The following is a 22,999-nucleotide window of genomic DNA, read 5'->3' on the forward strand; positions in this document are numbered from 1 at the left end:
TTTGCAACCATTGACGGAGTCAATAGTCACCATCAATTCAATGAAGTTCTCTTAAAAAATCCGAGGCGTAACATCAGCTCCATACCAACCAATAAACACCCCGGAGCACACCACCATGAAACGCCAAACCCTCCTCGCTATCGCTTTCTCGGTCTTTGCAGTTAACGCTTTTGCCGCAACCTCTGCTCAACCTGTGGTCGCTGAAGGCGGCTCGGATCGTCTGATTGAAAGCCGTGTAGCTGAAGGTGGTTCGGATCGTTTGATCGAAAACCGTGTAGCCGCTGATGGTTCTGACCGTCTGATCGAAAACCGCGTAGCTGCTGATGGTTCTGACCATCTGATGGAAAACCGCGTAGCCGCTGATGGTTCCGACCATCTGATGCAGAACCGCGTTGCCGAAGGTGGTTCCGACCGTCTGATCGAAAGCCGCGCTGCATAAATGCAGGGCTTTACCGCAGTACTCAATGAAAAGCCCGGCCTTATCAGCCGGGCTTTTTTGCGCACGCCATTCAAAGCGACTTAAGCATTCAACCCGATCCAGCCATGAATGCCGACGTACAAGCCCACAGCGATAATCAACACCCCGGACAAATAAGGTGCCCGACGAGCCACCGCCCCCAGCCACGGCCAGCGGTTGCTGGCTTGCCGCGCACCGATGGCTGCGGCCGCGCCGACTGACACCAGCGTAATCGCCAAACCGATACTGAAACACAGGACGAGCATGCCGCCCAGGGCGATTTCCTTGACCTGAAGGCACAGCAGCAAAACAGTGATCGCCGCCGGACAAGGAATCAACCCTCCCGTCAAACCGAACACGATGATCTGGCCGGTGGTCACGTCACGGTTGGTGAAACGCTTGCGGATGTCATTGGCGTGGGCGCGCTCATGCGCATCCTGATAACCGTCAATCGACAACTCCAGGCCCTGCAGTTCCGCGTGCGAATGCCCGTGGTCATGCTCCGAGTATTCCAGGTCGTAGTCATGCGAGTGACCGGCATGCCCAAGACTCAGGCGAGCGCTGAATTCGTGGGGTTCGGGAATGTCGGCCGTCGACTGCAGAAAACCTTCCTGCTCGATAAACGTGAACGCCTGGGTGCTGCCATCCGGACGCGTAGTCACCACGCGGACATCCGCAGCCCCCCAGGCATGCCCGCTCAACGCTTTTAGGCGCCAGTGCGGCGGCATACCGGTTTCGAAAATCGACAGTTCGATGCGGCCATGACCGGTATCGATTCGCTGGGTTTCGTCGTGGTGAGCATGATCATGTTCGCCGTGGTGGTGGTCTTCACCTTGCTCGAACTTGAACATCTGTTCGCCACGCCAGGTGCGCCACAGCATCCAGAGCGCAATCAAGATAATCAGTGCCGCGGACGCGATCTGGAAATACGGCTCAGTGGTTTGCGCATCCAGCCCGTTGCCCAAGTACATGCCACCGATTGCGACCAGCCACACCACCGCCGTGTGCGACAGCGTTGCGGCCAGGCCCAGCAACACCGCTTGTTTGACCGAGCCACGAATGGCCACGATGAACGCCGCCATCATGGTTTTCGAATGCCCGGGCTCAAGCCCGTGCAAGGCCCCCAGCAGTATCGCGCTAGGGAAATAGAGCCACGCGTGGGCGCCGCCCTGTTGCAGCAGTTCTGCGAAATTTGGCATGACGGGGCCTATTTGGAATAGCGGCGGATGGCTTCGAGCAGTTCTTCAACACCCTTGGCCCGCTCCTCATCGCTCAACTCCGGGTTGGCAACGTGAGCGTGGGCGTGGGCCTCGATGATTTCATCCATCAAACCGTTGATTGCGCCGCGAGTGGCCGCGACGAGATGCAGGGTTTTGCCGCATTCAGCCTCTGATTCCAGTGCGCGTTCTATCGCCTGAACCTGCCCGGCGATGCGTCTTACCCGTTTTAACAGATCGTCTTTTTGCTCGTGAGTGTGCGACATACCATACCCCCCCTACCTATGCAGGCGCGCATGATCACCTGCCATGGGGAAATGCGCAATCCCCATGCGCAGGTCGTCATATCAGGTAGAAAGAATGGTCGTTAGTCGTAGAACGGCTCAACCGACACTCGACTGCCGACAAAAAAACTATCGGCCACCAATCGCAGCGGCTGGAGGTCGAGGTCACTGGCGTTATCGCCAATCAGCTGTTGGAAATGTCGATACACCGCCGCGTATTCACCCTCCTCCGATACAGCCTGGCGCACGCCGTCAATGCTCAACAGGGCGCCGCCGTTGTCCAGACGCAGGATGCCTTCGGCGCAGCGAATCTCGATGCTCCAGAGTTCGTCGTGACCGTGGTCGAAATCGAATTCCGCGCGGATATCGAGGTGGCGTGCATCAGACATTTTGATCGACGCGGCAATCGGCGATTGGCAGTTATCGGGGACGCGCAGTTCGGCAGACTCGACAAACAGCGGCAGCGCCAGCAGATGGGTGACGATCGACAAGGCATTGATGCCGGGATCGAACACGCCCAGGCCACCGGGCTGCCAGATCCAGGCCTGGCCGGGGTGCCACTTGCGCACGTCTTCCTTCCAGTCGATCTGAACGCTTTGCAAGGTGCGGGTGGCCAGCCAGTCACGAGCGGCCTCGATGCCAGGCGCGTAGCGTGAGTGCCAGGCGAACAAGCCGCTGACACCTTGCTCTGCGGCCTGACTCGCCAACGCCATGGCTTCACCCAACGTGGCGCACGGCGGTTTTTCGACCAGCACATGTTTGCCGGCGGCCAGCGCTTGTTGCACCAGTGCGAATCGACCTTGCGGCGGTGTGCAAAACGCAATCGCATCAACGTGCGGGCCATTGGCGAGCAGCTCGCTCAGGGACTGAAAATTCTCAACCCCGGCGCACGGCTGCCCTTGGGTGGCGACAGACATCAACTGGAACGCGGGGTTGGCGTTGATAGCGGGGACGTGTTGATCCTGGGCAATCTTGCCGTAGCCCACCAGGCCGAGACGAATCGGTTGCATCAATGACTCCTGTTTTTTTTGTCTTGTCATGGAACGCGAACCGGCAAGATTACGTTTGTCTAGCGTGGAAGTCATTGATGACATGCTGATGCCCACGCCGTCACAATCCTGTCACCCCCGCCTGCTAACGTCTTCGCGCTCCCCGCCTACCCCGTTCGCCCCTGTACCCAAGTTTCCCCGACCCAAGGTGCCACTCAAGGTGTACTCAGCCCCGACACGCCAGCAAATCATCCTCAGGTCCGATGGCATGCGTTGCGATGACTTCGGCGCGTTGTTCTCGACGATGTTCGGCAACCGCTATTCCGACACGCCACCCCCGCCGTCAAACATCATCATCGGCGGCGTCTACGGCCGGCATGAAGGCGTGAGTTTTCGCCGGATGCATTACCACGGAGACTTCACGGTCGTGTTTCCCGACCCCCATGACGAAATCACTTTTGTCATTCCTACTGCCGGCAAGATCGTCTTCAATCACGCGACCGAGTCGGTCGGCGTCACCCACGTTGGCCTGGCGATTGATAAAGCCGACATCCGCTCGATGCGTTTTCTGGACAATCATGCCCAGCACGGGATGTCGATCAGGCGCGCTCACCTCACCGAGCGACTGTCGACGCTGCTGGACAAGCCGATCATGGAAAAGCTGCACTTCCAGCCGACGGTCGATTTGAATGTCCCGGCGTTCCAGGGCATCAAGGCCTTGATCGATCTGGCGACCGGCACTGAATTCGATCAACTGATTAACAGCGGTACGCTGATGCCTTCGCGGCTTCGGGAAATGCTGATCGACACGGTGCTGGAGGCCTGGCCGCACAACTTCACCGAAGCCCTGCGGCAACCGGCTCCGCTGATCGCGCCACGGCATGTGAAGCTGGCAGTCGACTACATTCAGGAGCATCCCGAGCACATGGTCAGCGGCACGGACCTGGCGCGGCTGAGTAACGTCAGCCAGCGTGCGTTGCAGGAAGGTTTTCGACGGTTCGTGGGTCTTTCGATCGTTGACTATCAACGGCAAGTGCGTCTGGAACGCGCCTACGATGCGCTGGCGCAGGATGTCCCGACGTCTGTGACCGAGGTGGCCTTGCGATTCGGCTTCAGCAATGTCGGCAGGTTTTGCCAATATTTCAAGAATGCCTATGGCGTCAGTCCCGCTGACGTGAAATCCGGGTGCACACGAGCCCGGCGTTAGTGGCAAGGGAGCTTGATCCCTCACCACAAGTTTCCATGTGCCTCTGGGTCAGAACAGATAGCTGGCCTTGAGACCGCCGCTGAAACCATGGCTGTCCCCTCCACCGCTGGCACCGACTTCGGCCCCCAGGCTCAGTGGCCCAAGATTGGCCATGACATTCACCCCGCCGGTGAACTGATCCCTGTTGTCGAAGGCCGCACGCTGCTCGACGTCCAGACCCAGCAGGTGTCCTTCGCTATAGACGTCGTTATCGCCCAGCACATGCTCATAACCCACCTGAACACCCGGCACCAGTTGCCAGGCGCCCATGCCGACCGGGGCAAATGCCACATTGAGATTGGCCACTGCACTACGGCGGGTTTCCTCTGTGCTGTCGACGTCGAGGGCCAACTCGCTGCCTTCCTCCTTGAAGCCGGACACGTCCAGGTGACTGACGCGTAGGCCGAGGCTCGGTTCGAGGATCATGTTGCTCACTGGTACACGGTAGCCCACTGCAACCGTTGCACCGGAAAGCGTGCCATGGCTATCGCCCTTGGCCCTGCCCAGTCCGCCACCGAGGTCGCGTTTGCTTTCGTAGTCGAGCCAGCCAGCGTTGGCCTTGCCTTCGACAAACAGGCCACGTTCCAAACCGTCAAACGCATAGCGTGCGCCACCGGTGAAAAAGGTCCAGTCGGTATCCACTTCGCCGCCCGCCCCGCCGACATTGCCATTGCTGTAGCCAAAACCTGCATGGGCGCTGAGTTGTTCGGAGAAGCGCTGGGTCAGGCCGATCATCAAGCCTTGGCTGTGTTCGTTGCTGCTGGCAGCCTGGGACGACCCATCAGTGCCCAGATAACCTGCGAGCGCAGTGCTCCACAAACGATATTGGCCGATCTTCAGATCCGTGCCACTGGCGAAGGGGGCGGCGGCCTGCTCGACCATCGCCCCTTGGCGCAGCAAGTAGCTGGCCGCATCGGCATGCACCTGGCCACCGACGGTGGACTCGACGCCGCCAAGGCTGCGGGCATCGATCGCCGATTGCAGGTAATAGTTGTAAGCGCTGTAAGTGCCGGACAGGTTGCTGTTCTGCAACTGTTGCAGCAGCCCGGCACCCGCCGCGGCGTTGCCGACGAGACCGGCCTGGCCCGGCAGGCTGTTGTAGAAAACCATCTTGCCGCGCAGCACGTAAATGGTTTCCTGGGACAGCCCGAGGCCTTGCTTGAGGTAGTTGTCCATGCTGCCGTACTGCGCGGCCACCTGATCCAGACCGGCTTGCAGGAAACTCGCTTCCACACCGAGCAGCGGCGCGTAGATCGCCGCCATGCTCGGCGGCATGGCCGCCAGCGTCGCCTTCACCCGCGCGGCGGTGTAATCGTTGGTCGCCAGGTAGTTGCTCATGATGGTGGCGCTGTCGACCCCGGCAATGCTCTGCAACACAGCGGCGGTCCAGCCCGTCCGGTCCTTGCCGGCCGTGCAATGGAACAGCTGCGCGCCATCGACACTGGCCAGCTCATTGAACAGCGTGCTGAGTTGACCGCGCATCCCCGCGTCACTGACAAACGCCCGGTTGGTCTGCTGCATCATGGCGACGGCATCGGCGGCACTTCTGAACGAGACCGTGGTGATGTTGGCACCGGACGTGGCGCTGCCAATAATGTCGATATTCGTATAGGTCGCCCCGGTCAGCAGGGTATCGGGCGTCGCCGCGATTTCACTCGGCGTGCGCAGGTCGTAAACGGCCTTGATACCGAGGCCGTTCAAGGTCGCCAGATCCGCCGCCGACGGGGTCAGCGCGTTGGAGCGATAGAACACACCACCGCGCATCGTGCCGTCGTTGGCCGTGGAATACGCGGTAGTAATGCCGGCGATATCGCGGAAGTTGTCGATGCTGCGCAAGCGCGGAGTGTCGAGGTTTGTGATCTCGGCAGCCTGGGCAGCGGCGATGGACAGGCTCAAAACGGACAGCGAACACAGAAGACGTGGAAACACGGTACAGCCTCATTCATACGCATTGGGCTGACCACTATCTGTAAGGAAGTAATACCGAATATGACAGATTGGTACCGGATGAAAATCAGTGCGCGATTGGTCCGGATCGCGCGTTTTTGGTCTGTATTTCCCGACTGTTAAACATTGCTGACGCTTCCCGCACTGCCTCTGACGCCGACCAACGCGTTAAACGCATTCACATCAAGCGGCCGGCTCAGGAAATAACCCTGGCCTTCATCGCATGCCACCGCTTTGAGCAAGCTCAGCTGTTCGGCACTTTCAATGCCCTCAGCCGTCACGGTGAGCGCCAACGCGCGCCCCAAGCCGACGATCGCCTGGATAATGGCCCGGTCATCCTCGCTTTCATCCAGCCTGTTCAAGAAGCTGCGGTCTATTTTCAGGCCGTCGAAAGGAAACGCGCGCAGGTAACTCAACGATGAATATCCAGTTCCAAAGTCGTCCATGGAGATCCGCACGCCGAGGCGTTTGAGTGTGCGCATTATCTCAAGTGCGCCCGCAGCATCTTCGAGCATCACGCTTTCGGTAATTTCCAGCTCGACCCGGGCAGGGTCGATTCCGGTGTCGTGCAGGGTTTTCTGAATGCGCTCGACCAGATTGCCGCGCTTGAATTCAGTCGATGACAGGTTGACGGAGACGAACAGATTCGACGGCCACTGCGCGGCGCAACGGCACGCGGTCAGGATCACCCAGTTGCTCAGGGAAAGGATCAGCCCGGACTCCTCGGCGATCGGGATAAACGTGTCGGGAGGGATTAAACCGCGCTCGGGATGTTGCCACCGGACCAGGGCTTCGGCACCGACCATCTGACCGTCCGAGATGCGATAGCGTGGCTGGAAATGCAGGCGCAGTTCACCGTGTTTGATGGCGAAACGCAGGTCGTTTTCCAGACGCCGGCGCTCAATGATTTTGGCGTTCATGTCGCCGGCATAAAAGCGCCAGGTGTTACGCCCGCCCGTCTTGGCCTCGTACAACGCAATGTCCGCATAGCGCAGCAACTCGGTCGCTTCGCACGCGTCATTGGGCGCCATCGCGATGCCAATACTGGCGCTGACAAACACTTCCTGCTGATCAATCTCTATCGGTCGTTCAACGGACTCGATCAAGCGATGACACAGGGTCTCGACTTCTTCCTGGGAACTCACGTCACTGAGGATCAGTACAAACTCATCCCCGCCGACCCGGGCGACAAGGTCGCCGTGGCGCACGCAGTCAGCCAGACGGCTCGACACCTCATTGAGCACGCGGTCACCGGCGGCATGGCCGAGCAAGTCATTGACCGGTTTAAAGCGATCAAGGTCCAGACAAAGCATGACCAGCGGTTGTTCCACCGTCGGCAATGCCTTGAGTTTCCCGTCGAGGAACTCTTGAAGACGGGTCCTGTTGGGTAGCCCGGTGAGGGCATCATGCTGGGAAAGGAACTCGATGCGCCGACGGGCTTCGACTTCATCCGTCACATCCGTTGCGGTGCCCCGGAACCCTGCGCCCGTCATGTCCCGGGCGGAGATACGCGTGATGCGCTCCCGCCCCTTGGCATCGACATACCGACACTGGATGCTGATGTCCGGACGACGGTTCGGAATACTCAACCACTGGGTCAGCAAACCTAATTCGGTGCTCAACAGGTCATTGATCGGCGCACCGAGCCAGGCGTCCCGGGAGAGCCCGGTGACGTTTTCAAATCGATCGGACAAATAGGTGAAACGCCCGCTATCGCCTACTTCCCATACCCAATCCGAGATGGCTTCAACGACATCGCGAAAGCGCGCTTCGCTGATACCGAGGGCATCCTGACTGTCCTGAAGCGAGGTGTAGCTGGCGTCCAGCGCAACCGCACTGGCGGTGGTGCGCCGCAAAATAACCCAGGTCATGAGGCACACCAACAACGCGGCAATGCCGATCAAAGGCAGCCCCACTGCCAGTAACCGCAGACTTGGGCTAGACGGACTCCAGGACAGATTGCCGGCAGCACCGTTCTCGCCCAGCGGCAAGAAAGACCTTGCGTCACTATCATCAGCCGTGGCGACATGAAGGTCTTCGACCCCGAAATCATTACCTAATAGCTGAAGTTTGGCGCTGTCGAGAATGTCGACGAAAATCAACACCGACGGCAGCCGGGCGTCAGACACCACGGTTGGGTCGGTTCCCGGTGTAATGGCGGCTGCCGCGACCAGGGCGGGTTCGCCTCCAATATTGATAAACGCGGTTGTCGGTGTTTCTGATTCCGCGCCTGCACGGGCCTTTTCGAGAAGCGGCGCAATGGCATTCCCCAGCCACTCTGAAGCGTCAACGGGTTTCAGCTCACCCTTGATCACGGAGTAAACCGTGCGATTGACGTCGTTGACGACAAACAGTCCCTGAAATCCAAAATCGCTGTAAAGCGTTGGCCCGGCGTTTTGCCGTACATAAGCCCACTCCGGGTCTACTTGAGCGTGCAAGTGCTTGTAGGCATCCCCCCAAAATGCATAGTCCTTGACGACTGAGCGCAGCGATTTTTCCAGCGATTGCACAGCCTTCTTTGTGTAAAACGCACTTTCGACTTCCTCTGTCCGGTCTAAATCGTTTGCCAGATAAACCAGTGAAAAGCTGGCCAGTAAAAACACACCGGCCAATAGACCGACAAACTTGAACAGTGAAGTCCGTGCCAGCGACACGCTCGAACGATGAGAGAGGGAGTGGACGATAGAGGCGAGGCTATTCGGCATAATTTCCCGCTGGTCGTTGATGCAAGAGGGTTGTACACCACGTTATCGGCTGTATCAGCGAACTAATGAACAACCTGATTTTGCGCGTGGCCGTTCACACTGCTCTCGCAGAGGGTAGACGAGGAATCTGTCCGCTACTCGGGACAAGACAGAAATTTATGCCGGATATGGGAGGTCAGCGATAAAGCTGTGGGGTATTAATGGTTGCCGAATGCGGCGCCTGAAGATCGGATTCAAACAGGCGCCCAGTTCGAAGTGCGGCTGATCAATGCGTCTTGGGCGATACCGACGTCCCGACTTTGCTCAACCCTTTCGTGTTGTGATCTCCTGGGGTCGAAGTCGCAACCGCCCGGGCTTTGGCTACGCCGCGAGTGTCTTTGGAGTGAGCGATGCCCGAAGTCGTTGAGCCATGACCGCGATCACCATTGCGATCACTGCCATAGTGGTTTCCGCTTTCACCATGATCGCGAACAGCTTTGCCGGCATGGTCACTGCTGAGCCCGTTGCCGTGCCCGTTACTGCTAATGCCGCCGGCGTGATCTGATCCGCTGTGGCCGCCGGCTGTACCGCCACCATGTCCACCGCCAACACCACCGCCACCTCCGTGACCTCCACCATTACCGCCGCCGCCACCACCACCACCACCACCACCACCACCGTCCTTCGCATAAGCGGAGTTCATGATGGACAGATCAGTAGGCAGTAATGGGGCGGCTGCAAGCATCAAGGCGCATGACATTACAGCAACGAGACTCTTGTTTTTTAAAAGCATGATTGCTTCCATAGGGTTGATATCACGTGTTTTAAGACGCGTCAGACCCCAGTCGGTTCAAGTCCCGCGATAGACGGAATGCCTTTACTGCGCTATTGAAAACAAGACTCAAACACTAATCAAAAGCACCGTTGAGCACTTCGTAAATTAGCCCGGTTGCGAGTGCTACCAATATCAAGTCGGTACCCGCTTGTTGCCATTCATATCCCTCGTAATGAGGCAGCCTGCCGACTAACCGACCGTCCAGTTTTTTGGCAATACCAGGTGGTAACGGTTTGCCTCGCGCAAGGTTCTTTTGAATACCTGGTGGCAATGCAGGCCCTGGATTCCAGTAGCCCGGATACCCGCCAATAATTCCCAGGACACTGCCGCGATCAATGCTTGGGCCGTTGTCCCAATCGCTGCCCTTGCCTTGGTTTCCATGAGCCTGGTTGTTGTGCGGGTTTCCCTTGCCGTTACCCTGCCCCTTTCCATTGCCAGGGTCGGCCAATGCCGTTGTTGAGCCGACGATCAACGCAAGGCACGTAACGGCTGAAATCATTAAACGAGATCTGAACATGGGTCGTTCCTTCTTAGTGGCAGGACGCTGTACTGAAATTTAGTTCTCCAATCCAACGAGTGTGCACAATTTCGTGCGGAGAACATCAGAAATGCCATTAATGAGCTATACCGGCTAATCACCCCCGCAGTTCTTCGACACAGGAGTTTGGCCATGAAGTTCAGACACTCACTGGCAGCGCTACTGGTCAGCGCCACCCTTTTCGGCTGCGCCACATCATCAAGCAAAAGCGTGACCGTTCCGTTAGTTGCCACGCGACAGAATGCCGGCCAGATCGGCGATGTAACGCTGACCAGTTTTGACAATAAAACCGGGCTCAGTTTCTTCATCAGCGGTGCTCCAAGCGGCATTGTCCTGCCCTTGCGCCTCTACACCTTCATCTATAAAGGCAGTTGCGAGAAACCCGGGGCCGTCGCCTATGCCATGAATGATCAGGTCAACACCGAACGCCAGCCCATACGCGGCTGGACGTTATCCAGAACCGCGCCTGTTGCGATGTCGGTGCTGCTGGCGGGCGGGTATTCCATCGTCCTGCGAACAACTGCAACGGATGGCAACGTCGATATTTTCTGTGGGGATATCAAGCAAGGCAGCACGGCGAAGTAGCCATCCCTTAATTGGCGTCAGGGTGTGCTTTAATCCGGGTTCTTCAACAAAGTGAGAGTCCCGGAATGGAACCCAACATCGCACACCTGTCCAGTTTCCACGTAGCGGGTCTGACCGTACGTACGAACAACCGCGATGAGTCCACGCAGGACAACGCAAAAATCCCCGATGTGTGGGGTCGCTTTTTTTCCGACAGTGTCGCCGAGAAGATCCCGCAACGAGTGCCCGACGCGCCGATTGTCGGCGTGTATTCGGCCTACGAATCTGACGCGAGCGGTGCTTACGATGTGACGGCGGGGGTCTGCGTCAATACGCCGAACCGCGACTTCGATAACATCGAGATTCAGGCAGGCAAGTACATGGTCTTCGAGGCCCGCGGCCCCATGCCGGCGACCGTTATCCAGGCCTGGGGGACCATCTGGGCCTACTTTGAAGCGCATCCACTGGTGCAACGCAGTTACGCCACGGATTTTGAATCGTATGGCGGCCCAGACGAAGTTCAGATTCATATCGGCATCGTGTCGTAAGCGTTCCGACAGGCTTTTTCATTTCGACAACACGTTTTTCACGAAACGCTTACAGAACGTAGCGCAGATTGAAATCACAAATGGATTTGACCCCAAACAGAGAGCCCGCCGAAGCGGGCTTTTTGTTGTGTATCGCCTCAACCCTACTCCTCCGCGCGCCCCGTGCCTTCCCGATCGTGTTCATAGTGTCTGCTGAGCGGGAACGCCGGCAACCAGGACTCGCGACGCACGGTCCAGCTTTCGTAAGTGGGCTTCAGTTGGTCAGGGGCATCCAGCGACCCCAGGTTCACTTCGACTTCATCGCCCGAGCGGGCGAAAACCGACGAACCGCAGCGAGGACAGAAAAACCGACCGGCGTAATCGCCTGTCTGGCCCTCGATCGTCACCGCCTCCTGAGGGAATATCGCCGAGGCATGGAAAAGTGCCCCATGGTGTTTGCGGCAATCGAGACAGTGGCAAAGACCAACCCGGTAAGGACGGCCCGAGGCCACAATCCTGACGTTGCCGCACAGGCAGCCACCCGTGAATTGATCCATGCTGCACCTCCTCTGAAATCACACATTCGCAAGGTGATAAGAAGATAGCAGCACGGGGGTGAACGCCATTCTTTCACTCACCTGGTTATTCAATTTCAGACAAAAAAAAGCCCCGCCACCGAAATGCGGTGCGGGGCAAGAAAATTGGTTGGTTGCGGCCAACCAAAGGAGCTCTGTAAAAAACGCTTTCAATCCGGGTCAGATGCAATCCTGTGCGGCGCGTTCAAAACTTGATGGCAGGAAGCTCGACGCCAGCAAATGGCGTTCATAGATGAACACTTTGCCGCCGTCCCCGGCCTTGTAGGCTTCCAGCACGTTGTCCGTCGAGACTTTGCTCGGCACCACGATCCGGTAGCTGCGCGAGGTCTGCGAGACGGTCGGGCTCAACGCACTGCCCTGCAATTTCGGGACGACGCAGTCAGCGTATTGGGCCGGGGTCTTGCGGGTCTGCAAAGTCAGGGTCGGGTCGTTCGGCGCGGACGCACAACCGGCGAGTAACACTGAGGCAATTGCCGTGGCAGATACGAATAAAGGACGCATCGGTCTCTTCCTGAAAACAAAAGGTTCGGTTCATCACGCAATTTTTTTGAGCCGCGTGTTCGATGGAGGCGATTTTCCGACTATTGTCGACAAAGAAGAACTTGTGTTTGGTAATGGTCACTATTACCTCTAGCGATAGTTGCGCGCCACGCAGATGGATGCACACTCAATTACCACCAGCAAAGATTGATGAGGATCACGCCTTGAGAACTTTTGACCTGATCCGCGACGCGGTTTTACCCGACTTCCGTGAGCGGGTGGCCGATTACCTGGTCCAATACGAAACCGTGCTGATGGGCGAAATCCCGCCCGAGCCGGAGCTCGCGCGGGCCACGGCCAATCAGTTGCGCGGTTATTTACGCGGGTTGAACACCATGCGGGTGCTGGGCATGGCGGATTGGGAGGAACTGGATCGGCGGGTGGTGAATACGTGGCTTTAGCACTGCCAGCCCGGCGTTTCACACCTTTTCAGCGTTTTTCATCAAACCGATACGAATGAATCAGCTGTTTTCACAGCGCCACTGAAGGCGTGACGGTTTACTGCACACCCAAGCTTGCGGCGCATGTCCGGGGCTGTTGTCGCAGGAGACCCCATGAGCCTGGAACGTCTGAGCAAACTCATCTCGATAGGATTTGGCATGGCGCTGGTGGCCTGCCTGACGACTGTGGCTCTGGATGAGTACTTCGGCAAACAGGCCGAGCAAGCCACTGATCGACGCCACCAGACGATCACCGGCGTTGCCAGAATGGCGACCCTCAACCGCGAACTGACGCAACTGGCGAGGCTGTATGTCGGCACCGGCGATGAGCTGTTTCTCACCCAATACAACCAAAAGTGGCAAAACGGCCGGACATTCCACGACGCGGCGATGGATTTTCGGGCGATTGGACTGACTGACTCAGAGGACCGATTACTGGCCAAGGTCGAGGACATGGATCTCAAGCAGACGGGCATGGAGCGCGCGGCCATGGAGGAGAGTTTCCACAGAGGGGGCGTGTCACTGCTTGCCACGACTTCCTACATCAACTCCGAGTGGAATTTTGCCGTCGCGCTTAATCAGCTGAGACTCTCGATCACCGAACGTTTTAATAGCGACTTCGAGGCGGCCCGGCACAATGCCGAGCTCGCTAGCCATATCAATGTCCTGATGCAACTGATCTCGTTGGGCGCAGGATTGGCCTTTCTGGTCATCCTGCGCCGCCAGTTGGTGATGCCGTTGTTGCGTCTTTCCGAGCGCATGCGCCGCCTGCATGCCGGCGAAGCCCTCGGGGAACCACCGCACCGCCAGGGGCTTGCTGAAGTCGTGACCCTGGCCGAGGCATTCGATGCGTATGTCGAGGTCAATGAAGAACTGCGCCGCCAGCATTGGGTCAAGGGGCACCTCGGCGAGCTGGTGCAAGCCTTGCAGTTATGTGCCAGTCGGGAGGCTTTTGCCGAAACGTTGCAGCAAAAGCTGGGCGAATACCTGGGTTGCAAGGCCGTGTTGCTATTCGACGCCGTGCCCTTCACGCCCCGTACTGGCCAGGTGCATTTCAGTTTGCCACTGCTGCAAGAAGGGCAACAGTTGGCCAGCCTGGAGCTCGATTTCGCTCATCGCCCGGATCCCGCCCAGCTGACGTTACTCGACAACTTGCCCAACCGGCTCGGCACCTTGCTCAGTTTGCTGCAGCAGCGAACTCACAATCTGCAGTTGTTGCTGCAGGCTCATCGGCAGACCCGGCAACTGGAAATACAGGCGTTAGAACTGCAACAGCGCCAACAGTCCCTGGAAGCCACTGAAAGCTGGTATCGCGGCATTGTCGAGTTTGCCCCCAAAGCGCTACTGGTGTTCGACGAGCACGGCGTGATCCTCGCCAATCAGGAAAGCGAAGCGACCTTTGGTTATGCCCCCGGCAGCTTGCTGGGCCAGAGTTACCGCACGCTGGTGCCCGACAACCAACTCGAGGCGATTGATCACTTGCTTGAGCGGGTGCGTATCAACAACGTGCTCGACACCGTCGAGCTGGTTGCCCGTCGTGCCGATGGTGGCGAGTTTCCTGCCGAGATGCGCCTGTGCCTGTTGCCCGCGCGCGAAGATCGCGGGCAATGCCTGTGCGTGGCGTTTCGCGATCTCAGCCAGCGCAAAACTGAAGAACGTAGCCTGCGTGAAGCTCACGAACTGCAGCAGGCCATTGTGAGCTCGGCGCCGTATGGCATTGCACTGGTACAGGGCGGGTTGATCACGCAGGCCAATTCACGGCTGGATGAACTCCTGGGATACGTGCCGGGCGAGCAGCTGCAGTGCTCCCCGCTGATCTGGCTGGATCAGGTCATGTCGGCGCACACACTGATGACGCTGGAAACGCAGGTCCGCGAGGCGCTGGAACGCGGCGACATTTATCAGCAGCAAATTCAACTTCGTCGCAAGGACGCCCAATGCTTCTGGGCCAGCGTCAGTGCCCGCGCCATCGCGTCCGGAAACCAGTCGCGCGGTTCGATATGGATCATCGAAGACATTTCCGCACAACAAGCAGCCGCCGACGAGATGCTGCAGGCGCGGCAACTGGCCGAGGAAAGTGCACGCATCAAAGCCGAATTCCTCGCCAACATGAGCCACGAGATTCGCACGCCGATGAACGCCATCATCGGCATGACGCACCTGACGTTGAAGACAGAACTGAACGAACGTCAGCGCGACTACCTGCACAAGGTCCAACGTTCCAGCCGGCATTTGCTGGGGGTCATTGACGACATTCTGGATTTTTCCAAGATCGAGGCCGGCAAGCTTCAGCTGGAGGTCCGCGACTTCAGCCTGGTCCAGTTGCTGGAGGAAGCGCTCGATCAGGTGCGCCCGCGCATTGCCGAGAAAGGCCTGGATATGCGCTTGAACATCGGTGCCGACGTGCCCGAATGCTTGCGTGGCGATTCGCTTCGACTGCGGCAAATACTGCTCAACTACCTCAGTAATGCGGTGAAATTCACCGAACGTGGGCAGATCCGGGTTGAGGTGAGCCTGCGTCAGGCTGGCGCGGATGACGCTTTGTTTTATTTCAGCGTGACCGACAGCGGCATCGGGCTCTCGTCCGAGCAGCAAAAACACATGTTCCAGAGCTTCCAGCAGGCTGACGCCTCCACCACACGCCGCTTTGGTGGTACGGGCCTAGGGCTGGCAATTGCCAAACAACTGGCCGGGTTGATGAGTGGCCAGGTCGGCGTCCAGAGCGTGTTGGGCGAAGGCAGCAACTTCTGGTTTGAGGTTCGCCTGCAGTTGTCCCGCAGCACTGTCATTGATGGCCCGACCGCACGGAAGCCTTTCAGCGATTGGAGTGCGCCCGAAGGGACCCGTGTCTTGCTGGTTGAAGACAACGAACTGAACCAGCAGGTGGCCGCCGAATTGCTGCAGGCGGTGGGGTGTGGGGTTGATATCGCGACGGATGGCCGTCAGGCGCTGAACCGGTTGTCGGACGTTCGCTATGACCTGGTGTTCATGGACATGCAGATGCCGGTGCTCGATGGACTGGCGGCCACCCGTCTGCTGCGCCAACGGCCGGGGCTGGGCACACTGCCGGTGATCGCAATGACGGCCAACGCCAGCCAGCGTGATCATGACGCCTGTCTGGCCGCTGGCATGAATGACTTTGTCAGCAAGCCCTTCGAGCCGCAGACGCTCTACGCCCTACTCCGACGCTGGCTGATGAAAACGCCGGCCCAGCCACAACGCGCTGTCACACCGCAGTCCGGGGTGAGCGACGCCGATGCGGGTTTGAAACTCGATGACGTAGATACGGTGGCCGGACTCCGACGGGTACTCGGCCGGCACAACCTGTATGTGGATCTGTTGCACCGCTACCTGGACCACCAGAGCCCGTTGCTGGATCAGTTGAGTGCAGCGCTGGCGGCGGGCGAGCTGGTCAAAGCCGAGTTGTTGGCCCATAGCTGCAAAGGCGCCTCCGCGACCATCGGCGCCGACGCCGTCGCACAAGCGGCCAATGCATTGGAGTTGGCACTGCGCGCAAAGCGCCCGATCGATGAGTTGCGCATCGGTTTGCAGACGTTGTCCGTCCCCTTGAAGGCATTGCTGGGGCAACTGCAGCAGAAGTTGCCATGCGCAGTCGAGGCTGCGCCGACAGCGGTCGACGTTGTCGAGTTGCAGCGGATCTGCCAAGACCTCGACGCCCTGCTGGGGGATTTTGATGCGCAGGCAGTGCCCTACTTTTCCGCCCATGCCAGCGTGTTGCGCGGCGTGTTTGCCTATCGCTTTGCGTCACTGGAAGGCGCGATCAAACAATTCGATTTCGGCCGGGCCCAGGCCTGCCTGAGAGAGGCCCTACGGGCTGTGCAACCGCCGGCTAACACGGGCTGATCAGAAGTTTTCAGCGTTTTTCAGCGCCCGGCGGCTTCAGTTCAGGCCATTTCAGAGCAGCGGTGTGGGCGGCATGCGTTACTGCAGTCACTTGGCAGAAGCGACGGACCGTGCATTCCCGTCGCGCTTTCGGGATTGCGCCCGACTGCTTGACCGACCCAGCCGGTGACCCCGTCACGAGGACGTCCATTTGAACAGCTCAACCCCTAGACCCACCGTGCTGGTAGTCGACGACATGCCGGCCAATCTGCAGCTGATCAGTGAGCTGTTGTTTGAGCTCTATCACGTGCGCGTGGCGACCAGCGGTGCCCAGGCGTTGCAGATCATCGATCGGGCGATTCCCGATCTGATTCTGCTGGATGTGATGATGCCCGACCTCGATGGCTATGAGGTCTGCCGTCGTCTCAAGGCTGATCCGAAGACACGTGATGTGCCGGTCCTGTTTTTAAGCGCGCGGAATCAGGACGAAGATGAGTGCCTGGGGTTCGAGCTTGGCGCGACCGACTACCTGTTCAAGCCGATCAACCCGCCCACACTGCTGGCGCGGGTGCAGACGCAGTTGCGCCTCAAGGCCACAGCCGACCTGTTGCGTTCGCAGAATACTTACCTCGATCAGGAAGTCCTGGCGCGAACCCGTGAACTGCAAGCCACCCATGACGTGACCATCCTGGCCCTGGCGTCGCTGGCCGAGACCCGCGACAACGAGACCGGCAACCACCTGCGACGCACGCAGCATTATGTCCGGTTGCTGGCGGAGAAATTGCGCGATCACCCGCGATTCAGCGCGCATCTGGATGATCAGAGCATTGAGCTGATGTTCAAGTCGGCGCCCCTGCATGATATCGGCAAGGTCGGTATTGCCGACCATATTCTGCTCAAGCCGGGACGCTTTGAGCCCGCCGAATTCGAAATCATGAAGACCCACGCGCAGCTCGGTTATCAAGCGCTGGTGCATGCCGAGGACATGTTGGGGGCGCAAGTGCCCTTTCTGCGCATCGCCAAGGAAATTGCGCTGTGCCACCACGAAAAATGGGATGGCAGCGGTTACCCCAATGGCCTGGCCGGCGAGGCCATTCCGGTCAGCGCCCGGTTGATGGCGGTCGCCGATGTCTACGACGCGGTCATCAGCCGACGGGTGTACAAGTCGCAAATGTGCCACGAGACAGCGGCAACGATCATCCGCGACGGTGCCGGCCGGCATTTCGATCCGGATGTGGCGGCCGCCTTCATCGCCCTCGAAAAAGAGTTTGAACAGATCGCCGAACGCTATGCCGACCCCGTTGCCGAGGAGTCCCTCGAGGCAAGGGTCGGTTGACGGCTTCCAAGGCGATACAAACGGTGCCGTTTGGCACATTGGAGTAAAGATCATGAGCTGGGTCGTCAGGCACGCGCAGGCTATCAAGCGCATTTGCTGGATAACGGTGGCCGTTTTGTCGTTCCTTATCGTGGTTGCCGTGGTCGATCGCTATCAGCGCCAATACCTCATGCTGCTGGAAAGTCAGCAAGCACTGCTCGCGCAACGCAGCGCCTGGGGTTATTCCAGTCTGTTGAACAGTCTGCAAACCCATAAATTGCAGCAGTCGATGCTGATGGCCAATCCGCCGCCAAAAGGCTGCCTGTCAGACGAGTTCATTGCCGGGCAGCAGCGCTCGACGGCGACCCAGTCGGCGGATGTCGAAGGGCTTTCGCAGTACACATTGCGGGTGCCGATTCACCAGTTGGCGCCGATGCCCAAGCCACAGGCGCCCCGCATCCGCCTCAAGGACGGCGGCATCCACATGACCAGCCGCCAACAGTTGGGCTATACCTGCGACGGGCGTTACGCGGTGATCCAGGAAACGCAAACCCGCTTGGAGCCGCAGCCGCTGCTGCCGCCCCAGGCGATGGGCTCAGCGATTGCCAAGGGACTTGTCGTGCATGTCGCCCTGTCGCAGGGTCAGGGGCCAACCTTGTATTTCGACATCCACTTCACCGCCGGCAAGGCAACGTACCTGCCGGCCACGGAGGCGGCCTGGTCGATTTCGTTGCCTGCTCAGGCGCAAGGCGAAGAGCGTTTCTTTCGCTACTTTGCAAACCTGCACCACGGGCTGCAAATGCGGATCTACAGTGATCCGCTGGCTCCGGATTTTATGTCGCAGTTCCTGAGCCTGAACGGCCTCGGATTGTTTTTGACCATTGCAGTACTGGCCTGTTTGCTGCTGATCTGCACGCTGGTGGCGTATCTGATGGACGCCAGCGTGGAGCAACATCGGGCGGCCACCCGCGACTTTCTCACCGGCCTTTACAACCGCCGTGCGGCGATGACACGGGCTGAAATGGAGTTGGCGCGCGCCACGCGCAAACCGGGTTCGGTCTGCGTATTGATGCTGGACATCGACCACTTCAAGCAGATCAATGACACCCACGGCCATGACGGCGGAGATCAGGTGTTGAAGTTTCTCGCTCAGTTGCTGAGCCGGACAGTGCGGCAACAGGATCTGGTGGCCCGTATCGGCGGAGAGGAGTTCCTCATCATGCTGCCGGACACCGATCTGCCGGGCGCACAGCAGATGGCCAATCGTTTGCTGCACGCGTTGCGCACCTCGACGATCGAGTATGCCGGTAAGCAATTTGGCGTCACCTGCAGCCTGGGTGTCAGCGCCTGGAGCGGCCCCGGCGAAAGCGTTCAAAACCTGCTGATCCGTGCGGATCGGCTGCTGTATCACGCCAAGCAGCAAGGGCGCGACCGCTTTGCCAGTGAGACCCTGCCCGGTTCTGCGCTGGCCTGAATTCGGTCCTGAGGCGGTGATTTCGGTATCTGTTTCGCGCAGAGGTTGGCCAAAGCAAGGAATGGCCGCTTAACTCTAGAGGTCGACGACGCATATCCGACTTGCCGTCCTGCCACGCACGGAAGCTCGCCATGGGCCAATTGCTGATTGATGAACACTTGGTGTTCGACGAGAACAACTTCCTGTTGTTTCGCGTCGACGCCGATGAAGAGCCGTTGCGCATCGGTGCAATCGCCAGCCGCTGCCTGGCCATGTTGCTCCGGTCGGATGGCGCGGTGGTGCGCAAGCGCGAGTTGATGGCCGGGGCATGGGGGCAATATGGCCTGGAGGTGACCGACAACAGCCTGGCCCAAGTGGTCCGGCAATTGCGTCTGGCCCTGGAGAAGCTGCAGCCCGACCGCGAATTCATCCAGACTTTGCCACGCATTGGTTACAAGCTCGCCGATGGCGTGAGGGTCGAGGAGTTGTCAGCCGTAGCGAAAACGGCGCCTGCCCAGAGCGAGGTGGTGGCTGGCGATGAAGTGCCCGTCCCTGCTGCGCCTCCTGAATCGACTATGGCCGATGCAGAGGATGAACCGGACAAACCGCCATTGCCTGCATCAGCCAGACCCGATTCACGGCCGCTGTCCGTGCTCCCGATCACATCACAAAAGCGTTGGGGCCTGTGGCTCGCACTGCCGCTTTGGGGCGTGCTTGCATTTCTGTCGGGAAAAACCTGGCTGGCACCCTCTCCCGAGGCGGCACCACCTGCATTCGCCGCGCCCGTCACCGTCGATGACGTGCGCGTGCATCTGTCGGCTCAGGACGTACAACCTCCGGCAACATCACATCTGCAACTGATGGTGCAGGACAGTCGAAAACTCGCGGGGTTATTAGGCCTCTCGGCGCAAAACATCCACCTGTACCTGTTGCCGTCGCGTCAAGGGGCGGATCAGATTCTCTGCGATGGCGAGCTGGAAACGGCCAGCAGTCGCTGCATTGGCGTCCAACAACATGACTAGACGCACCGCAAACACAATTTGGTGCCTGGCCTTCGTCCTCGTCGGTCTGTCGGGTGTGGCGCTTGGGCGCCTGACCGGCGAACACAAGGCCAATCCGGACCTTTGGTGCACGGGAGAAAGCGCGCATCAAGTGCCGTCCCGTCCTGCGTGGTTGACGACGCGCTTCAGGCTGGATTTGCGGCCGTCCGGCCTCAGCCACATGCGCATGGTGGCCCGACTGATCGATGCCGACTCGGGAGCTGAAATCGGCGCTCTGCGCCGCAACAGTGCCTTTGGGGTGCAACAACAGGACCAGCGCCTGCGGATCACTGTGGAGCGCTCCGCCAAGGGCGAAGCGGAGAGTCCGATTCCTGAACTGTCGGGCGCGCTGGGGATGTTTATTTTTCGCTCGGACAACAGCGTCAGTTACTGGATGCGTTCAGTGACCGAAACGCGCTACCTGTTCGATGACGGCAGTGACATGTTCATTTTGTGCAGTCAGCGTCCATCATCGAACAGCAAGGGTTAACGGTCTAACGCAAGCGATCAAGTGCGCCCGACGGAACCTGTGACCGGCAAGTTACCGAGCAATTTCAGCCCCGTGGTTTTCACGAACGTCTCGTAGTCCATCGGTCTTTCGATACGGGTTTCTGCGTTGGGCAGAACGTACGCCCAGGCGCGCTTCGACGAGGCGTCATAAACCAGCTTGAACAGGCGCGTCGGCACCCAGACCTTGTTGTCGCCAATGGTGCTGTGGCCCGAGTCAAAGATCGGACCGGTAAAGACAAAGACGTTGCCATCGGCGCGCTTGGCAAACTTCCTGACATCCGACTCGACCTTGCTCCAGATCTTGCGGTTGTTGGTCGGGTCTTGCGGCACCATGTTTGACAGCGCAAAGGATTGGGCCATGGCATTGGGGTTCGGCGCATCGGCGGCCGGGGATTGATGACCACGGTCCACGGCCGGGTGTTGGCTGCGGTAGTCACTCAACTCTGCCCGCCCACCCTTGGGGATGCGTGGGTCGGGGTAGAACTGGTTGGTGCGTTCCTCCCCTTTGGCGTCCTGCAGCTGGGCGGCATTCAGTCGCTCAACCACCACCAATGGCGTCTTGCTGGTTTGCGAGTACAGCACCGCGAAGTTGTCGGAACACAACGCCAATGGGTTCATGGTGGCAGGCACCGTGGCGATGTTGATCGGCCGGGCGGCCGGAAACAGGTCGGCGCAGCCGTCGAACGAGGCCTGTTTCTGTTTGTTTGAATAGAGGTCCAGCGCCGCGCCCTGGCTGATCGAACCCGAGCGGGACACTTGCTCCTGATGCTGGGCGGGCGGCTTGAGGAGATCCAGCAGGCTGCGGGCTTGCGCCCCGGTCGAGAGCAAAACAAGGGCCGACAGCCCAACTGCAATTTTGCGTAGGTACATGGTTTAGATCTTCGATTTGTATTGAGGGATAGCTGAGGGGTCGTGCGGGGGTTATTGACCACCATAAGTCCCTTTAGTGCGAGCGGCTGGACCGTCAATTGAGCGCGCGTCCTGATTCGCCTGCAAATATCTGCATGCGGATCTTGATCCGCTTTAATACTTCTTCTGCGGCGTTCGACAATGGACGTCCTTGTTTCACCAACAGTCGGGCATTAACGTTCTGACACACAGGGTGATCAATTTCCAATGCCACCAACTCACCGGACTCGAATTCGTCGAGCGCCGACAAGCTAGCGGTCAAGGTGGCACCCTTTCCGCGCAGGACATATCGCCTAAGTACAGCCAACGAGTTCGTCACCAAGGTGGGTTTTACTTCAATATTCTCGGAATGCACCAACAGCTCGAACACATGACCCAATCCGAATTCGGGTGGCATGACGGCCAGGGGATAGCTGAGCAATTGCCTGACACTGACGGGATGTTTGAATTGCGCCAGAGGATGGCCGGCACTGACAAGCAGCTTTACGGGTTGATGCGAAGACGCTTTGTACTCGATGTCAGCATGGGCCAAAGGGTTGTAGGCGAGCCCTATGTGCGCCCTGCTTTCGGCCACTTCCGTCAGCACATCTTTATTGGGTAAAACGTCCATGGACACGTTCAACCCGGGGTATTCGCCACAAAAATCAGCCAGGACTTCGTCCATCAACCGATCGATGAATCCCTCGCTGCAAACGATCCGCACCTCACCTCTCTGCAACCCCTGCAGCTCTCCCAGGCGCTCCTCCAGCTGTTCTTGCTGGGATTGGCAGCCTCTCCAGAATTCCAGCAAGTATTTCGCCGACTCAGTGGGTTCTACGCCTCGGGCTTGTCGATTGAACAACTGCACCCCGACCTCGTCTTCGAGCAGCTTTACCTGTCGGGTGATAACAGACGGTGCAGTGTTGAGACTTTCTGCTGCGGCCCTGATTGAACCGTGGGACAACACGGCAAAGAAGTAACGCATTCGGCGCTGGTTTATCTCTCTCATGGTCGAGTAAACATCCCTGGCTCCGTTGCTCAAAAAGCAACACTATGGATCAAAAGATGCCATTGCAACAAACCCCT

General features: G+C 58.8%; 21 protein-coding genes. 10 read left to right on the forward strand and 11 right to left on the reverse strand.

Going from position 1 to position 22,999, the window contains the following annotated elements; genetic code table 11:
• Window positions 1–115 precede the first annotated feature (115 nt).
• A complete protein-coding gene (locus ACWKV5_RS27920; RefSeq protein WP_483843876.1) occupies window positions 116–439 on the forward strand; it encodes a hypothetical protein in 324 nt (107 codons plus the stop codon).
• An 80-nt stretch (window positions 440–519) separates the two neighbouring features.
• Here the strand turns inward: ACWKV5_RS27920 and ACWKV5_RS27925 are convergent, their stop codons facing one another.
• From ACWKV5_RS27925 to ACWKV5_RS27935, 3 genes are all read right to left on the reverse strand, one after another.
• The gene (locus ACWKV5_RS27925; protein ID WP_483843877.1) at window positions 520–1,656 is read right to left on the reverse strand and encodes a nickel/cobalt efflux protein RcnA; all 1,137 of its coding nucleotides are present in this window, start codon (window positions 1,654–1,656) and stop codon (window positions 520–522) included.
• An 8-nt stretch (window positions 1,657–1,664) separates the two neighbouring features.
• Window positions 1,665–1,940: a metal/formaldehyde-sensitive transcriptional repressor gene (locus tag ACWKV5_RS27930; protein WP_483843878.1), complete on the reverse strand. Its 276-nt coding sequence runs from the start codon at window positions 1,938–1,940 to the stop codon at window positions 1,665–1,667.
• Window positions 1,941–2,041: 101 nt separating this feature from the next.
• Complete coding sequence (locus tag ACWKV5_RS27935; protein ID WP_483843879.1) at window positions 2,042–2,968, reverse strand: Gfo/Idh/MocA family protein; 927 nt, start codon at window positions 2,966–2,968, stop codon at window positions 2,042–2,044.
• Window positions 2,969–3,215: 247 nt separating this feature from the next.
• Between ACWKV5_RS27935 and ACWKV5_RS27940 the strand changes: the two genes are divergently transcribed.
• Entirely contained in the window at window positions 3,216–4,154 is a 939-nt protein-coding gene (locus tag ACWKV5_RS27940; protein WP_483843880.1) for an AraC family transcriptional regulator, read from the forward strand.
• A gap of 48 nt (window positions 4,155–4,202) precedes the next feature.
• On the opposite strand, the gene ACWKV5_RS27945 is transcribed toward ACWKV5_RS27940, so the two are convergent.
• The 4 genes from ACWKV5_RS27945 to ACWKV5_RS27960 form a co-directional block, all read right to left on the reverse strand.
• The gene (locus ACWKV5_RS27945; protein ID WP_483843881.1) at window positions 4,203–6,122 is read right to left on the reverse strand and encodes a tyrosine-protein phosphatase; all 1,920 of its coding nucleotides are present in this window, start codon (window positions 6,120–6,122) and stop codon (window positions 4,203–4,205) included.
• A 137-nt stretch (window positions 6,123–6,259) separates the two neighbouring features.
• Window positions 6,260–8,845: a bifunctional diguanylate cyclase/phosphodiesterase gene (locus ACWKV5_RS27950; RefSeq protein WP_483843882.1), complete on the reverse strand. Its 2,586-nt coding sequence runs from the start codon at window positions 8,843–8,845 to the stop codon at window positions 6,260–6,262.
• A gap of 265 nt (window positions 8,846–9,110) precedes the next feature.
• Entirely contained in the window at window positions 9,111–9,617 is a 507-nt protein-coding gene (locus ACWKV5_RS27955; RefSeq protein ID WP_483843908.1) for a hypothetical protein, read from the reverse strand.
• Window positions 9,618–9,732: 115 nt separating this feature from the next.
• Window positions 9,733–10,176, reverse strand: a complete 444-nt coding sequence (locus ACWKV5_RS27960) for an anti-virulence regulator CigR family protein (protein ID WP_483843883.1) — start codon at window positions 10,174–10,176, stop codon at window positions 9,733–9,735.
• A 153-nt stretch (window positions 10,177–10,329) separates the two neighbouring features.
• Here ACWKV5_RS27960 and ACWKV5_RS27965 point away from each other — a divergent pair, with 153 nt between their 5' ends.
• Both ACWKV5_RS27965 and ACWKV5_RS27970 read left to right on the forward strand, forming a co-directional pair.
• Window positions 10,330–10,782, forward strand: coding sequence for a hypothetical protein (locus ACWKV5_RS27965; RefSeq protein WP_483843884.1), 453 nt, complete (start codon window positions 10,330–10,332; stop codon window positions 10,780–10,782).
• Between the two features lie 65 nt (window positions 10,783–10,847).
• Entirely contained in the window at window positions 10,848–11,309 is a 462-nt protein-coding gene (locus tag ACWKV5_RS27970) for a GyrI-like domain-containing protein (protein ID WP_483843885.1), read from the forward strand.
• A gap of 143 nt (window positions 11,310–11,452) precedes the next feature.
• On the opposite strand, the gene ACWKV5_RS27975 is transcribed toward ACWKV5_RS27970, so the two are convergent.
• On the reverse strand, window positions 11,453–11,845 hold the full coding sequence (locus tag ACWKV5_RS27975) for a GFA family protein (RefSeq protein WP_483843886.1): 393 nt from the start codon (window positions 11,843–11,845) through the stop codon (window positions 11,453–11,455).
• A gap of 198 nt (window positions 11,846–12,043) precedes the next feature.
• Window positions 12,044–12,385 (reverse strand): hypothetical protein, encoded by a 342-nt coding sequence (locus ACWKV5_RS27980; RefSeq protein ID WP_483843887.1) that lies wholly within the window; start codon window positions 12,383–12,385, stop codon window positions 12,044–12,046.
• Between the two features lie 203 nt (window positions 12,386–12,588).
• Between ACWKV5_RS27980 and ACWKV5_RS27985 the strand changes: the two genes are divergently transcribed.
• The 6 genes from ACWKV5_RS27985 (at window position 12,589) to ACWKV5_RS28010 (ending at window position 21,005) form a co-directional block, all read left to right on the forward strand.
• The gene (locus tag ACWKV5_RS27985; RefSeq protein WP_483843888.1) at window positions 12,589–12,825 is read left to right on the forward strand and encodes a hypothetical protein; all 237 of its coding nucleotides are present in this window, start codon (window positions 12,589–12,591) and stop codon (window positions 12,823–12,825) included.
• Window positions 12,826–12,978: 153 nt separating this feature from the next.
• Window positions 12,979–16,728: a response regulator gene (locus tag ACWKV5_RS27990; RefSeq protein ID WP_483843889.1), complete on the forward strand. Its 3,750-nt coding sequence runs from the start codon at window positions 12,979–12,981 to the stop codon at window positions 16,726–16,728.
• 190 nt (window positions 16,729–16,918) lie between these two features.
• Window positions 16,919–18,043 (forward strand): response regulator, encoded by a 1,125-nt coding sequence (locus ACWKV5_RS27995; protein ID WP_483843890.1) that lies wholly within the window; start codon window positions 16,919–16,921, stop codon window positions 18,041–18,043.
• A 52-nt stretch (window positions 18,044–18,095) separates the two neighbouring features.
• On the forward strand, window positions 18,096–19,496 hold the full coding sequence (locus ACWKV5_RS28000; protein WP_483843891.1) for a GGDEF domain-containing protein: 1,401 nt from the start codon (window positions 18,096–18,098) through the stop codon (window positions 19,494–19,496).
• A gap of 131 nt (window positions 19,497–19,627) precedes the next feature.
• Entirely contained in the window at window positions 19,628–20,497 is an 870-nt protein-coding gene (locus ACWKV5_RS28005) for a winged helix-turn-helix domain-containing protein (protein ID WP_483843892.1), read from the forward strand.
• Complete coding sequence (locus ACWKV5_RS28010; protein ID WP_483843893.1) at window positions 20,490–21,005, forward strand: hypothetical protein; 516 nt, start codon at window positions 20,490–20,492, stop codon at window positions 21,003–21,005. Before ACWKV5_RS28005 ends, ACWKV5_RS28010 begins: the two co-directional genes overlap by 8 nt.
• A gap of 17 nt (window positions 21,006–21,022) precedes the next feature.
• Here ACWKV5_RS28010 and ACWKV5_RS28015 read toward each other — a convergent pair whose 3' ends face one another.
• Together ACWKV5_RS28015 and ACWKV5_RS28020 are read right to left on the reverse strand one after the other, a co-directional pair.
• On the reverse strand, window positions 21,023–21,895 hold the full coding sequence (locus tag ACWKV5_RS28015) for a DNA/RNA non-specific endonuclease (protein ID WP_483843894.1): 873 nt from the start codon (window positions 21,893–21,895) through the stop codon (window positions 21,023–21,025).
• Window positions 21,896–21,989: 94 nt separating this feature from the next.
• Window positions 21,990–22,898, reverse strand: a complete 909-nt coding sequence (locus ACWKV5_RS28020; RefSeq protein ID WP_483843895.1) for a LysR family transcriptional regulator — start codon at window positions 22,896–22,898, stop codon at window positions 21,990–21,992.
• Window positions 22,899–22,999: the final 101 nt, after the last annotated feature.

The sequence above is a fragment of the Pseudomonas oplopanacis genome (assembly GCF_057128725.1).

Bases quoted from the DNA above. Each gene is read 5' to 3' on its own strand.
- ACWKV5_RS27920 (WP_483843876.1), top strand. From the start codon at position 116: ATGAAACGCCAAACCCTCCTCGCTATCGCTTTCTCGGTCTTTGCAGTT.
- ACWKV5_RS28000 (WP_483843891.1), top strand. From the start codon at position 18,096: ATGAGCTGGGTCGTCAGGCACGCGCAGGCTATCAAGCGCATTTGCTGG.
- ACWKV5_RS27940 (WP_483843880.1), top strand. From the start codon at position 3,216: ATGCGTTGCGATGACTTCGGCGCGTTGTTCTCGACGATGTTCGGCAAC.
- ACWKV5_RS27955 (WP_483843908.1), bottom strand. From the start codon at position 9,617: ATGCTTTTAAAAAACAAGAGTCTCGTTGCTGTAATGTCATGCGCCTTG.
- ACWKV5_RS27970 (WP_483843885.1), top strand. From the start codon at position 10,848: ATGGAACCCAACATCGCACACCTGTCCAGTTTCCACGTAGCGGGTCTG.
- ACWKV5_RS28005 (WP_483843892.1), top strand. From the start codon at position 19,628: ATGGGCCAATTGCTGATTGATGAACACTTGGTGTTCGACGAGAACAAC.
- ACWKV5_RS27980 (WP_483843887.1), bottom strand. From the start codon at position 12,385: ATGCGTCCTTTATTCGTATCTGCCACGGCAATTGCCTCAGTGTTACTC.
- ACWKV5_RS28010 (WP_483843893.1), top strand. From the start codon at position 20,490: ATGACTAGACGCACCGCAAACACAATTTGGTGCCTGGCCTTCGTCCTC.
- ACWKV5_RS27975 (WP_483843886.1), bottom strand. From the start codon at position 11,845: ATGGATCAATTCACGGGTGGCTGCCTGTGCGGCAACGTCAGGATTGTG.
- ACWKV5_RS28015 (WP_483843894.1), bottom strand. From the start codon at position 21,895: ATGTACCTACGCAAAATTGCAGTTGGGCTGTCGGCCCTTGTTTTGCTC.
- ACWKV5_RS27965 (WP_483843884.1), top strand. From the start codon at position 10,330: ATGAAGTTCAGACACTCACTGGCAGCGCTACTGGTCAGCGCCACCCTT.
- ACWKV5_RS27990 (WP_483843889.1), top strand. From the start codon at position 12,979: ATGAGCCTGGAACGTCTGAGCAAACTCATCTCGATAGGATTTGGCATG.
- ACWKV5_RS27950 (WP_483843882.1), bottom strand. From the start codon at position 8,845: ATGCCGAATAGCCTCGCCTCTATCGTCCACTCCCTCTCTCATCGTTCG.
- ACWKV5_RS27935 (WP_483843879.1), bottom strand. From the start codon at position 2,968: ATGCAACCGATTCGTCTCGGCCTGGTGGGCTACGGCAAGATTGCCCAG.
- ACWKV5_RS27960 (WP_483843883.1), bottom strand. From the start codon at position 10,176: ATGTTCAGATCTCGTTTAATGATTTCAGCCGTTACGTGCCTTGCGTTG.
- ACWKV5_RS27925 (WP_483843877.1), bottom strand. From the start codon at position 1,656: ATGCCAAATTTCGCAGAACTGCTGCAACAGGGCGGCGCCCACGCGTGG.
- ACWKV5_RS28020 (WP_483843895.1), bottom strand. From the start codon at position 22,898: ATGCGTTACTTCTTTGCCGTGTTGTCCCACGGTTCAATCAGGGCCGCA.
- ACWKV5_RS27930 (WP_483843878.1), bottom strand. From the start codon at position 1,940: ATGTCGCACACTCACGAGCAAAAAGACGATCTGTTAAAACGGGTAAGA.